The organism is Vreelandella venusta (assembly GCF_044809155.1).
GTDB classification, from domain to species: Bacteria; Pseudomonadota; Gammaproteobacteria; order Pseudomonadales; family Halomonadaceae; genus Vreelandella; species Vreelandella venusta_B.
The window spans coordinates 3,362,587-3,375,474 of record NZ_CP085241.1; the positions used below are offsets into that span (position 1 = coordinate 3,362,587).

General features: G+C 53.6%; 10 protein-coding genes. 2 read left to right on the plus strand and 8 right to left on the minus strand.

Translation table 11 applies throughout. From position 1 onward, the window contains the following. Positions 1–40 precede the first annotated feature (40 nt). The 5 genes from LG301_RS15575 to LG301_RS15595 form a co-directional block, all read right to left on the minus strand. Positions 41–1,507: a dihydrolipoyl dehydrogenase gene (locus tag LG301_RS15575; RefSeq protein ID WP_404472063.1), complete on the minus strand. Its 1,467-nt coding sequence runs from the start codon at positions 1,505–1,507 to the stop codon at positions 41–43. 36 nt (positions 1,508–1,543) lie between these two features. Further along, positions 1,544–3,292, minus strand: coding sequence for a SulP family inorganic anion transporter (locus LG301_RS15580; protein ID WP_404475299.1), 1,749 nt, complete (start codon positions 3,290–3,292; stop codon positions 1,544–1,546). A 14-nt stretch (positions 3,293–3,306) separates the two neighbouring features. Next, positions 3,307–3,741 carry a TIGR01244 family sulfur transferase gene (locus LG301_RS15585; RefSeq protein ID WP_404472064.1) on the minus strand — a complete coding sequence of 145 codons (435 nt, stop codon included), beginning with the start codon at positions 3,739–3,741 and terminating at the stop codon, positions 3,307–3,309. A gap of 67 nt (positions 3,742–3,808) precedes the next feature. Next, on the minus strand, positions 3,809–4,717 hold the full coding sequence (locus LG301_RS15590) for an MBL fold metallo-hydrolase (RefSeq protein ID WP_404472065.1): 909 nt from the start codon (positions 4,715–4,717) through the stop codon (positions 3,809–3,811). A 92-nt stretch (positions 4,718–4,809) separates the two neighbouring features. Next, positions 4,810–5,457, minus strand: a complete 648-nt coding sequence (locus LG301_RS15595; RefSeq protein WP_404472066.1) for a peroxiredoxin — start codon at positions 5,455–5,457, stop codon at positions 4,810–4,812. Between the two features lie 300 nt (positions 5,458–5,757). Between LG301_RS15595 and LG301_RS15600 the strand changes: the two genes are divergently transcribed. Beyond that, positions 5,758–7,971: an EAL domain-containing protein gene (locus LG301_RS15600; protein WP_404472067.1), complete on the plus strand. Its 2,214-nt coding sequence runs from the start codon at positions 5,758–5,760 to the stop codon at positions 7,969–7,971. 292 nt (positions 7,972–8,263) lie between these two features. Here LG301_RS15600 and LG301_RS15605 read toward each other — a convergent pair whose 3' ends face one another. The 3 genes from LG301_RS15605 to LG301_RS15615 form a co-directional block, all read right to left on the minus strand. Continuing rightward, a complete protein-coding gene (locus LG301_RS15605; protein ID WP_404472068.1) occupies positions 8,264–8,638 on the minus strand; it encodes a hypothetical protein in 375 nt (124 codons plus the stop codon). A gap of 56 nt (positions 8,639–8,694) precedes the next feature. Next, a complete protein-coding gene (locus LG301_RS15610; RefSeq protein WP_404472069.1) occupies positions 8,695–9,207 on the minus strand; it encodes a hypothetical protein in 513 nt (170 codons plus the stop codon). Positions 9,208–9,978: 771 nt separating this feature from the next. After that, the gene (locus LG301_RS15615) at positions 9,979–10,575 is read right to left on the minus strand and encodes a Crp/Fnr family transcriptional regulator (protein WP_404472070.1); all 597 of its coding nucleotides are present in this window, start codon (positions 10,573–10,575) and stop codon (positions 9,979–9,981) included. 505 nt (positions 10,576–11,080) lie between these two features. Here LG301_RS15615 and LG301_RS15620 point away from each other — a divergent pair. Beyond that, positions 11,081–12,808, plus strand: a complete 1,728-nt coding sequence (locus LG301_RS15620; RefSeq protein WP_404472071.1) for a PAS domain S-box protein — start codon at positions 11,081–11,083, stop codon at positions 12,806–12,808. Positions 12,809–12,888: the final 80 nt, after the last annotated feature.

Below are 12,888 nucleotides of genomic sequence, written 5' to 3' on the forward strand. Positions count from 1 at the left end.
AAGAGGGCGATATGTATGTAAGCGCGGGAATCTCGTTTTATCAGTCGCCCGGGCCGCACTCCATGCAGCGCTCGGTAATGCTGGGCCCTTGCTTGAGGTTGGCCTGCAAGTCACGCAGCCCCGACCTTACGCCTTCTTCCACCACGGGATGATAAAAGGGCATTGTCAGCATGTGGCTAACGGTTAGCTTTTGCTCTAAGGCCCAGGCCAGCAGGTGGGCAATGTGTTCTGCGCGTGGCCCCAGCATTTCAGCCCCTAAAAAGAGCCCGCTGCCGTGCTCTGCGTAAAGCGCTAAATAGCCATGGTTTTCACCCATTACGCGCGCCCGGCCTTGGTCGTCAAACGACACGCCGCCTTCGGCAATACAGTCACACCCGCCGTAGCGCGCCTCTAGCGCGGCACGGCTCTCCCCCACAATGGCCATTTGCGGCTCGGTAAACACCACCGCGAGCGGCACATTACGCTGCCCCACTTGCACATCGTCTAGGCGGGCGGCATTGCGTCCGGCAATTTTACCTTCGGTGATCGCCTCATGGAGTAGCGGAACGGACTGGTTGGCATCGCCCGCGATGAAGATATGGCTAGGCGTGTTGTCCTGGGCTAAACACTGCGTGGTGAAACGATTAAACCGAGGAACGCCACGCTTATCGAGCGCCACACCGGCGTTCTCGATAGCCAGCTGATCGACGTTAGGCTGACGCCCGGTTGCGGCTAGCACGTAATCAAATATTTCCGTGATTTTTTGCCCGCTTTCCCGCTCGTAGAAGGTAATGGCGACGCCATCGCCTTGGTGCTCAACCTGCTCAATGGTGGCATCTGGATCAAGATATAGCTCGCGGTTAAACGTCTCATCGGCAAGCTGGCGCAGTTTGTCAGACTGAAAGGGGCCAACCGCGCCGCCAACCCCAAAGGTGCGTGTGCGCACGCCTAATCGACTCAGCGCTTGCCCTAGCTCCATCCCAATCACGCCCGGCCCCACTACCGCCACGGAGGCTGGAAGCGTTTCCCAGTCAAACACATCATCATTGATGATTAAGCGGTCTCCCGCCCCCTCCAGCAGGCTCGGCCACGTGGGCCGCGAGCCGGTGGCAATGATAACGGCGTTGGCTGTCAGCTGGGTATGGTCGCCAATGGCCAGCGTGTGGGGATCGATAAACCGCGCGTGCCCCTGCAGGCGTTGGGACTCGGGAATCGACTTCATCGAGGAGAGCACGTTATCAACAAAGCGGTCGCGCTCGCTCTTAACCCGCGCCATCACCGCATGTCCGTCAACCGCCACCTCGTTAATGGCGACACCAAACATGGCGGCGTTGCGGGCGCTGTGGGCGGCATTCGCGGCGGCGATAAGTAGCTTAGAGGGCATGCAGCCCACCCGAGCACACGTAGTGCCATACGGCCCTTCTTCAATTAACACCACGTCATCCGTGTGCTTGCGTGCGGCGTGCCATGCGCTAAGCCCCGCGCTGCCCGCGCCAATAATGGCGATGTTGGTTTGCTGCTGTTGCATAACGTGTTTCCTCTTCCATGTGTTCAATCACTTTGCTCAGCGTGCGTGCTGGCACTCTGCTGCCGTCAGCGCTTGATCAGGATGCACCAGCGCTTGCCACGCTTCAAAGGTGGTGAAAAACATCTTGCCAGTGAGCTCATGGTAAAAGTCGGTGTCTTTTAGGCGATCCATCACCGGCCCTTTGACTTCAGCCAAGTGCAGCATGACGCCTGCATCCTTTAGCCGCGCGTTAATGGCCTCTAAGCTCTCCAAGGCTGATGCATCGATAACATTGACCGCTTGGCAGGTCAGCACCATGTGCTTTAGCGACGGGGAGCGGGCGGCCAGGGCCATGACGGTATCTTCCAGATAGCGGGCGTTGGCGAAGTAGAGACTCTCATCAATGCGCAGCATGGCGACCTGCTCATCGGTCTCGACCTGATGACGCTTCACATTACGAAAGTGCTCGGTGCCCGGCACTCGGCCTACCACCGCGCTGTGGGGCTGGCTGGTGCGGTAGAGATGCAGCCCTAGCGAGAGCACAACGCCGCTGACAATGCCCATTTCCACGCTATGCAGCAGTGTCAGCAGCAGCGTCGCGATCATCGCCAACCCATCGCTACGGGAGTACTGCCAGGTGCGCTTGACCGCAGGCAGATCAATCAGCGTGCTCACCGCGACGATAATCGTTGCGGCCAGCGTGGCGGTGGGAAGAAATGCCAGTAAATCAGTGAGTAACAGCGTGGCGAGCACAATCCCCAACGCCGTGAAGGCGCCTGCCAACGGTGTGGCGGCGCCAGCTTCAAAGTTCACCACTGAACGCGAAAAGCCGCCGGACACCGGCGAGCCGCTGCTGATGCCCGCCCCGAGGTTCGCCATGCCCAGGGCAATCAGCTCTTGATTGGGGTCAATACGCTGGCGACGCTTGGCGGCCAGCGTTTGCGCAACGGACACCGACTCCACAAAGCCCACCAAACTGATCAGCAGCGCTGCGGGCAGCAGCCCCAGCCACAGCGATTGGTCAAGGCTGGGCAGAGCAATCACCGGTAGCCCGCTGGGCACGAAACCCACCACGTCAACGCCGTACTGCGCAAGGTTAAACCCCCAGGCCAGCAGCGTGGTGATCACGACGGCAGAGATAGGCGCAGCTTTCACCACGATACTTGAGGCGCTGGCCGACACGCCCAGCGCCATCAGCCAGCCCGCCAGCCGCTGGCGGCAGAGCCATAAATACCCCCAAACGCCAGCGCCAATCGCCAACGTGGTGAAGTTCACCTGCTGCCACTGGGACAGCAGCGCGCCCAGCAGCTCAATCACGTTATGGCCAGACGCCTCAACGCCAACAATGTGTTTGAGCTGGCTAATGGCAATTAAAATGCCCGAGGCGGTAATAAAGCCGGAGATGACCGGGTGGCTTAAAAAGTTGACTAAAAAGCCGAGGCGAAGCACGCCCATGGCAATCAAAATAAGCCCTGAGAGGGCTGCCAGCACCAGCGCAGCCCCGATGTACTCAGGGCTGCCAGGCGCGGCAAACGTGCTTAGCGCAGAGGCCGTCATCAGTGCCGCAACCGCGACCGGCCCCACCGCTAAGCTGGCACTGGTGCCAAAAACGGCATACAGCACAAGCGGCAGCATGCTGGCGTATAGACCCATTTCTGGGGGTAGCCCGGCCAACAGCGCATAAGCCAGCGCTTGCGGCACCAGCATGAGCGTCACGATGACGGCGGCCAACGCATCCCGAGAGAACTGCGCTCGTTGGTAGCGACGCACCCAGCCGACGATAGGGATCCAGCGTTCAAGGCTCATCATGCGCACTCACTTTATTTTTGGCTAATAACGTTTTCTAACCCCTGCCGATGCTCTTCTAAATCAAACCCCGCAGCTTTAGCGGCAGAAAACAGCTCGGCCAGATCGCACTGCTCCGTATGGCGCTTGGCGTAAGCCCAAAGGTGCGTGGCGCGCTTGCCTGAACGACAAAACGCCAGGATGGGACGCGGCAGCCCTTGCATCGCCTCGGCAAACGCCGCGACGTCTGCAGGGCCATACTCACCGGGCGCTACCGGAATATGCACCCACTGAAGCCCTAGCGCGTCGGCTTTATGGCGGTAAACAGCTTCGTTGGGAAAGGCGTCACTCTCCCCCGTTTTACAGTTACAGATAACCGCTTTAAAGCCTTTGGCTTTAACGTCCTCTAAATCCTCGACACTGAGTGATGAAGTAATTTCAATGCCCATTTCTAACGGTTGCGATTGCATGGTCTTTTCCTCATTTAGGGGGCGAATCTCAAAGCGCTATTATCAACAAAGAGTTACTCTCAGAGCGCTAGTCCCAGGCAGCGCCCTCAAGCGCATCCAGCGGGATTTTTAGATAACGCTTGCCGTTCGCCTCGGGTTCCGGCAAGCGGCCACCCCGAGCATTCACCTGTAGCGAGTGCAGGATCAGCTTCGGCATGGGTAGCTCGCTATCGCGCTTACGGCGTAAGGCGATGTACGCCGTTTCACTAACGCCTGCTAAGTGGGGGTTGCCGTCGCGCTGTTCCGCGACCGTGCTTTCCCACTGCGGCTCTCGTCCGTCGGGCATATAGTCGTGCCCGGTAAACACGCGGGTGGCATCTGGTAGCGCCAGAATTTGCTGGATAGAGTTCCACAGCACGTGGGCATCGCCACCGGGAAAGTCGGCCCGCGCGGTGCCGAAATCGGGCTGAAAGAGCGTGTCGTGGACAAACGCCGCGTCGCCAATCACATAGGTAATAGACGCAAGCGTATGGCCTGGGGAGTGCATCACGCTGGCCTTTAGCTCGCCAATGGTGAAGGTATCGCCTTCAGCAAACAGCCTGTCCCACTGGCGTCCATCGGTGGGCATCTCGGGCCAGTGGTAAATCTCTTTCCACAGCGCCTGTACTTTGGTGACGTGCTCGCCAATCGCGGTGGGCGCGCCGGTTTTTTCTTTCAAATACTGCGCCGCTGAAAAGTGGTCGGCATGGGGATGAGTGTCGAGAATCCACTCGACCGACAGGCCTTCTTTAGCGATATAGGCAAGCAGCTCATCGGCATGATGCGTGGCTGTGGCCCCGGATTTCTCATCAAAATCTAAGACCGGATCAATAATCGCGCACTGCTTCGTCGCAGGGTCGCTGACCACGTACTGGACACTAAAGGTACGTGGATCAAAAAAGCCGGCCACATCAGGCGTGCCCGCTGCCGTATGCTCAGAGTGTGCGAAGGTGTTCATATAAAACGCTCCTGACCGTTAGCTGAAAAACAGACTGAAAAAATAGCGCGATGACTGACCGCAGCCAGCCATCACGTCGCTATTCGCAGGTGTTAAATCACCTTTTTGCAGAAGTACCAGTCGGTGTACTCATACCCTTCTGATTGACGTGCCTCTGCATCTTGCGAGGTGTGGGGAGGCGGCACGATCACCGGCTGACCCGGCAGCCAGGCCTCGGGGGTTGCCACCCCATGCTCATCGCTGGTTTGCAACGACTTCACCAAGCGAAGGACTTCCTCAACAGAGCGGCCATTGCTCATGGGGTAGTACAGCATCGCCCGCAGCACGCCTTCAGGGTCAATCACAAAGGTCGCGCGGACGGCGGCCGTATCACTCGCACCTGGCTGAATCATGCCGTAGGCGTTGGCCACCTTCATGCTCAAATCCGCAATGATGGGGAAGGTAATCTCAACCCCAAAGTTTTCCTTGATGCTGCGAGTCCAGGCAATGTGTGAGTGGATGCTGTCGATCGACAAGCCCAGCAGCTCGGTATTCACCGCCTTGAACTGATCAGCGTAGTTCGCAAAGGCCGAAAATTCTGTGGTGCATACCGGGGTAAAGTCGGAGGGGTGGGCAAAAAGCACCAACCACTGGCCACGATAGTCGCTCAGCGATTTTTCGCCGTGGGTGGTTTTCGCCGTGAAATCGGGCGCCGGACGGTTAATCTGGGGCATAACGGGCTGCATCGTATCGTTAGACATGCTGAACTCCTGTGGTTGATCTAATCACAGGAATAACGATAGCTCATTTTGTTATATATGGCGAATAGACATGCGCTATTGCAACCATAGCGGCGCTGCCGCTTGGGTATGCACCGTTCAATCCCCGAAAACAAATGGAGTGATAAGTTAAATTCGGTAAACTGCAGACTCTAGAAAAGCGTATGCTGGGTTTTAAACTGTGAAAAAGAGGCGTTTCGTGATTCTCTAGTGTCAGGCTAAGCGTCATAACCATTTGGCAACATTGCATGTAACGCGAACAAAAACTGATGAGAAGACAGCATGGACGACACATGTTCAGGAGTTGAAAACGCTTATAACGCTGAGCTGCTAGCCACGGCGGTGCACGGCATCATTGTGTCTGATCAGCAGGGTCTCATTTTGCAGGCCAATCAAGCGGCGGAGGCGATGTTCCGTTACGCGCCGGGCACCCTGGTGGGCAACCCCATCACCGTGTTGATACCCAACCCTGAACGCTGCCGACATCTAGAGCATGTGGCGTCCTACTTCGAAAACGATTCCCGTTACATGGTGGGTGCCACCAGGGAAGTAGAGGGCATAGACCGCGCCGGTCAAAAAGTGCCCATGCTGATCTCGGTGAACACGTTCAATGAGAATAACGAGCTTCGTTTTGCCGCTTTCTTTCAAGATTTCAGCCAACACAAACACAAAGAGCAAACGCTTAAAAGCACCAACGAAGTGCTTGAACAGCGGGTGCGTGAGCGTACCGCGCAGTTAGAGAAGGAGGCCGAGAGTCACCGGCAAACGATCGATCATCTCAAGCTGGTCAATAGGGTCATTGAGCGCGTCACCCACGCCGTTGCCATCACGGATGCCGATAATCGTATTCTTTATGTTAATCCCGCCTATGAGCAAATGACGGGCTTTAAGCTTAAGAACGTCATTGGCAAAAAGCCGTCAATTTCCAAGTCGGGGCGGCATAGCCCCGAGTTCTACCGCAACATGTGGGAAGCCTTGAACAATGAGCTGCATTGGGAAGGCGAAATTTGGGATCGCCACGAAGACGGCACCGCCTTTCCGAAGTTAATGAGTATCGACCGCCTGGTGGATGCCAACGGCAAGACCAGCAACTATGTGGCCGTGTTTCATGATCTCTCTGAGCAAAAAGCGTCAGAAAAAGAGATTGAGCGGTTGCAGTATTACGACGCGCTCACTGCCCTGCCGAACCGTTCGCTGTTTCGTCATCGCTTACAGCACGAGTTTGAAGTGTCGCGACGTCAAAAATCCTGTGTCGGCGTCATGCTTATCAACATCAACCGCTTTAAGCAGGTGAATGACACGTTTGGCTTTCCCGCCGGCGACCAACTGCTGGTAGAAATAGCGGAACGCTTAGCCATCGCGGTGCGCCGAACCGACTTAGTCGCGCGCCAGAAGAGCCTCCGAGAACGCCATCCTGATATTGTTTCTCGCGTGGGGGGTGACGACTTTGCCGTTATCCTAAACAATCTCAAAAGGCCGGAGCATGCCACGCTCGTGGCAACGCGGATTATGGAGGCGATGAGCGAGCCTTTCATCGTGCAACGTAATACTGAGGCAGCGGAAGAGGTGGTGCTACAGGCCAGTATCGGTATCAGCATTTATCCCGATAACGCACATAACATTGATGAACTGATACGTGTGGCAGAGACCGCTTTGCTCGCGGCTAAAGCGTATGGAGGGGGCGAATTCCGCTTCTTCTCCGACACCATGAACCAGAACAGTGCCGAACGAACGCGCCTAGAAAGCGACTTACGTCGCGCGGTGGCGGAGGGCGCTTTTACTCTGCACTATCAGCCCAAGCTGGACCTCACCACCAACCGCTTCACCAGCATGGAAGCGCTGATTCGCTGGCCCCGCGACGGAGGCATGGTGTCCCCTGGCGACTTCATTCCGCTTGTCGAAGAAACGAACCTAATTGTGCCGTTAGGTGCCTGGGTACTACGCCGCGCGTGCCGGGACACCATGGCACTGAGCGAACATATTGGCTGGGTACCAGGTATCGCGATTAACCTTTCCGCCCGTCAATTCAGCCAGCCAGGGCTGATTGATGCCGTGCGTATCGCGATTGAAGAGAGCGGCATCCCTCCCGAGAAAGTGGAGCTGGAAATTACCGAAGGCATGGTAATGGATGATGTTGAGGCAGCCATTAATACCATGCGCGCGCTGCGTGACCTCGGCGTACAGCTAGCCATCGACGATTTTGGCACCGGCTACTCGTCGCTCAGCTATCTCAAACGCTTTCCGGTTAATACGCTCAAGCTTGATCGCGCCTTCATCCGCGACCTGCCCATGGGGACAGAGGATGCCGCCATCACTGAGGCGGTGATAGCGCTTGCCAAGGCACTAAAACTGCATGTGGTGGCCGAGGGCGTGGAAACCAGGGATCAGCTGGCGTTTCTCGCCACGCGGCACTGCGCCTATGTTCAAGGCTTCCTTTTGGCCCGACCGGAGCCGCTTGAGAACATGCCAGCGGTTTTTTGCAGCGAATTTATCTGACGCAGCATATCGCTTGGCTTATGCAAGGCGTGGTAAGCGTTGCGTTTGAAGACTCTTGGGCCCTCTTTGCCTAAAGAACCATAAAGAGTGCCCGCATTAAATCAGGAAATATTTGTATGCAAAAATAGAAAACATGCCGCTACTTGAAACGGCAATGGCGCAAACTTTAATGATATTGTTATTACCACACTAGGTCGCGCTTGCTGCAGGAGTCGACGACTGATCGTTAGATACTGATTTTCTGCGTGTAACCCTGCAGCTCGTTGACTATGCTCAAAGAGCTGCACTTTGTTTAATCTAAATAACGCACTGCTTTTAACTGAGCTTTCCCTTGTCCCCAGGTAAACAGTGTCATTCCTTCTTCTTCTGTAGACTCTACAACAATACCGTCAGCGCCACAGGCACAGGCATCTCCACGGGCGTTGTTGATCGCTGCAGAAGCACTTTTATCGTGCCCAAGCGTCGTGCCAGTCTTAGAAGAGATCATGCAGGCAACTTCATAAGGTTGCTCAATATCGTCTTCACTTACGTACTCGTCAAGTGCGCAGTTAGCTGCTTTAGCCTGCCCCATTGAGACGGGTTGAACTCCGACTGACCCGCATCCTGCTAATGCAAAAACAAGGAAGCCTACTACCAACGCACGAAATGCAAATAAATGGTGCAGCATAACGTTAACTCTCCTAACGGCATAAAAGCATCGCCCACAGGCGATGCTTGCTTCAATTATATTTTACCGAGGTACTGCATTTCATCCAGCATGTACGTGGGCACGTCTTCAATCAGAACCAGCGTAATTTCTGAGTCGCCATCTGACGTGGTGGCAACACTTTCTCCCAATGACGCGTTAAGGGTATCAGGCGTAAGGTTGTACATTGCACCAGTCAGGGGATCGACAATTAGCCAACCAATTAAACCACCGAAAATTAAGTTCCCGCCGATGTACCAGCCATTGGGGCTGGAGTTAATCATCATCGTACGGCTTTCATAACCCTCTTTGGCAATCTCAACGGTGTAAGTTTTACCGCCGAAATAGCTGCCGTCAGATTTACGCAGCTGTACTGTCGTTGGTGTATTGCCCGCATGCACTTGTACACTGCGCTCATCCGTAATCAACACATCTGCGTTACTCGGACTGCTGTTGATCGTGATACTTTGCTCCTTATCGCCCACAATCGTGGCACACCCAGTCATCAACGATACAGTAGCAATAGCAGCCGTCATCTTAAGCATTTTCATTACACAGTTCCCTTTTAATCCATGTTCTTCGTAGCGGCTTCTACCGCTTTTTTATTGCGTGGGCACTATTACCACGCATTTGGCTTCATACCAAATTCTTTTATTTTTCATAAGCTTTTCAAGACTACCTTAATCAGTCTTTTACTAGTGAATCACACCGTGCCCGTAAAGCAGATGAATAGTTATCGCCTTTATCAAAGCTATTTTAATGCTGCAAATATCACTCACACTATTAATAAACCGCTGCTCTGTTTAGTGAGCGAGGTGATTATCCATCGCCAACACTCATACGACATTACAGGGCGCAGCTGATGGGCTGAAAGCAGTCAGCTTGGCTCTTCAGGGTAGGATACTGAAATCGTTACATGATGGACGGCTCTTGCATCGCAAGTATATAGCCACCGTGTGGCTAACATCCCAAGATAATCGGCAGCTTTCAGGAGTGACAATGAATGCACCGACATTTTTGCATTTCCTTAAACTCGCTTTGTCAATCAGATATATTGTTAATGATAATGAGGATAACACTAAAAAATAAGAATAAAAAGTCAGCCCTTAAAATAATTTTCTACTCCATTAGTTATAGACCAGCGCAATGGATTGAAATTTAAGGCTGCATTCCACCATAATCGTTACGCGCCCTTTCTATCGTGTTTGTAAACACCTCCTGGACTACTGCTTCTCCTAGCGCCTATTCAAATGAACGTTTTAAAAAAGCGATAACAGAGTAAACATATGGTGGGTTTTACTTTCCTAAGTGGAAGTGAAGCCTCAGAACTGCTCCGCCCATCTCGCCAGTTGATCCACATCCTTAATAGTGACGTGACGTTGATGGAGGTCGATTATATTTGCTTGGCGTAGCGCTTTGAGCTGTCTGCTGACAGTTTCAGGGGCAAGGTTCAGATAGCTTGCAAGTTCTGCTTGCATTAACGGTAGAGTAAAATGGGTGGGGTCGTAATGCTGTTGGTGTTTTTGCTTAGCAACCGTTAATAAAAAGGTGCTTATTTTTGAGCACGCCGTGGCGTTTTGCATCAATGAGGGGCGCAGTTTGCGCTGCCGTAAATGGTGCGACGTTTTTTGCAGCAGTTTTTTCTGGACGCTTTGCTGCTTAAGGCTGAAGACGGTAAGAAGCCCATAGGGGATTTTGCACACAAACGAACGACTCCCTGCGATAAGGGCATCGTCTTGATAGGTAGCACCGATCCATTCCAGGCCGACAACATCACCGGGCCAATAAATATCTACAACGGTCGACTTATTACTTAGCCCACTTGTTTGAATCTGTTTTACCGCGCCACCCCTAACCATATACAAGGCATCAAACGGTGCCCCTTGAGGCGTGATAACGTGATTATCTGGGTAAGGCATCGGGCGCTCTACAAGCTGATCAAACGTTTCTAACGCTTGCCGAGAGAGCGCTCCTGGTAAGCAGGTACGGCGCAACCTGCAAACATGGCAGCTAACGTAAGTACTTCCTTCACGATACATATCGCCACCACATCGAAGCGCATAACGTAACGTTCACCCTTGCTGTGTACTTATATTGCATGCCGCCTGCATGTGAAAAATTATTGTTAACATCCATGCGCCACCGTTTACGTAATGACGCTGTTTAACTCCCCAGCCCAGGACGTATCCTCTAGAAGTTTTACGCTGTCCGCAACTCATTTAGGCCTGCTCGTCTTAGGCGGATTCTCGCCCTAAGAGCCACCTTGAAGCAGTTTAACTCCTATCTCATTACCCATTCAGCTCGACGTATCGCAGCTTTGAACCTGAACGATTTGTATTGGGTGAGTTTCTTGACACTTGTTCACGTTTTGACGGAGCGCCACGTGGAATACTGAAGTTAGCCCCCATCAGCGAGGACCCATTTATGCTGACAAAGACCATCGAAAAGCAGGCGCTTGAACAAACCATCTTGGCATCTATTACGATTGATGAGCGAAACCAGGTTGTTTTTTTCAATGCCGCGGCGGAAACGCTATGGGGCTATGCGGCCAGGGAGGTGCGAGGGCAAAACGTGGCGATGCTGATTCCGCAAGAGATGCGGAGCCAGCACGATGGTTGGGTCAACCAGCACCGTCAAACCGGGCAAGATCGCATTGTGGGCAGCTCCCGCGAGGTGCAGCTAGAGCGAAAAGATGGGTCACGGATTTGGGTGCGGCTTTCACTCTCTAAGTTAAAACATCGCGGTAAAACGTTTTATAACGCCTTCGTTCAAGATGTCACCGCAGAAAAAGAGGCACTTGAGAGCATTAGCCAAACCCTTGAGCAAGCCGTCGATGCTGTGGTTTCGATTGATGAAAACAACAACATTCAGTTTTTTAACGCTGCCGCTGAGCGCATGTGGGGTTATCAGCGCACAGAGGTGCTGGGTGAAAACGTCAAGATACTGGTTCCCGATATTCACCGCGCACACCACGATCACTACATCGACCGTAACCGCACCACCGGCGAAGACCGGATTGTGGGCACGTTTAGAGAAGTGGAGTTTACCCGCCGTGATGGTGAGGCGCGCTGGGCTCAGCTATCGGTCTCTAAAATTCACCTGGACGGCCGCATTTGCTACACCGCGTTTTTAAAAGATGTCACTGACGAGGTGAAACAGCGTAAAACCTTTGAAATTTTATCGCTGGTGGCCAATAAAACAAACAACTCGGTCATTATTACTGACCCAGAAGGCCGCATTGAGTATGTGAATCAAGGGTTTTCACGCTTAACCGGCTGGGAGTTAGACGAAGTGCGCGGCAGAAAGCCGGGCGACTTTTTGCAAGGCGAAGAAACAGACCCCGAAACACGCCAACGTATTAGCCAGAAGATCCATCAGCACGAGCCCTTTTACGAAGAGATCCTTAACTACGCAAAAGATGGCAGCAAGTACTGGATCAGCCTTTCGATTAACCCCGTTCATAACAAGGCGGGTGTCTTAGAGCGCTATATCTCAATCCAGGCTAACGTCACCGAAACTAAACAGCTAGCCCTCGCGTTTACACGTAAAATCAATGCGATTGGCGAGGCCATGGTGATTATTGAGTGGAATAGCGAGTGGCAGCTCACCGAATCTAATCGAGCCTATGAGCGTCTTTTTGCGCATGACAGCGCTTACACAGAGGCATTTAAAGCGTCCTTAACACCGGACGTATTAGAGGCGATGGAGAAACAGGATGTCGTTAAGCACTCCGCTTCTTTTGCGGGGCCGGAGGGGCCGCTGGCGTTCACGTGCTACTGGTCAGCGTTAAAAACCATTAGCGGCGCCGTTCAGGGCTACGTGGTGTTTGCCGCAGATATCTCCGATCAAAAATCAGCATACACCCAAACGCTTCAGGCAATGGATGACGTGCTCTCGTCGAGCCAGCAGATCTCTAGCGTGATTAACGCTATCAATAAAATTGCGACACAAACTCAGCTACTCTCACTCAATGCCACTATTGAGGCCGCCCACGCAGGCGATGCCGGCCGTAGCTTCGCGGTGGTCGCCAAAGAGGTGCGTCAGCTAGCGCTGAATGCACATGCGTCCGCCGCTGAAATTTCTTCACTTGTGCAAGCCTCGCAAGGCCAAGTGAAGCAGCTAGCCAGTGCGATCAGCCGCATTCAAGACTAAGCCCCTGCGTAGCGCGCAAGGCTGCTTTAGGGTTCATGGCGTTATCTTCTGCGATGAGTCGATGAGGGCGACCCACTCGG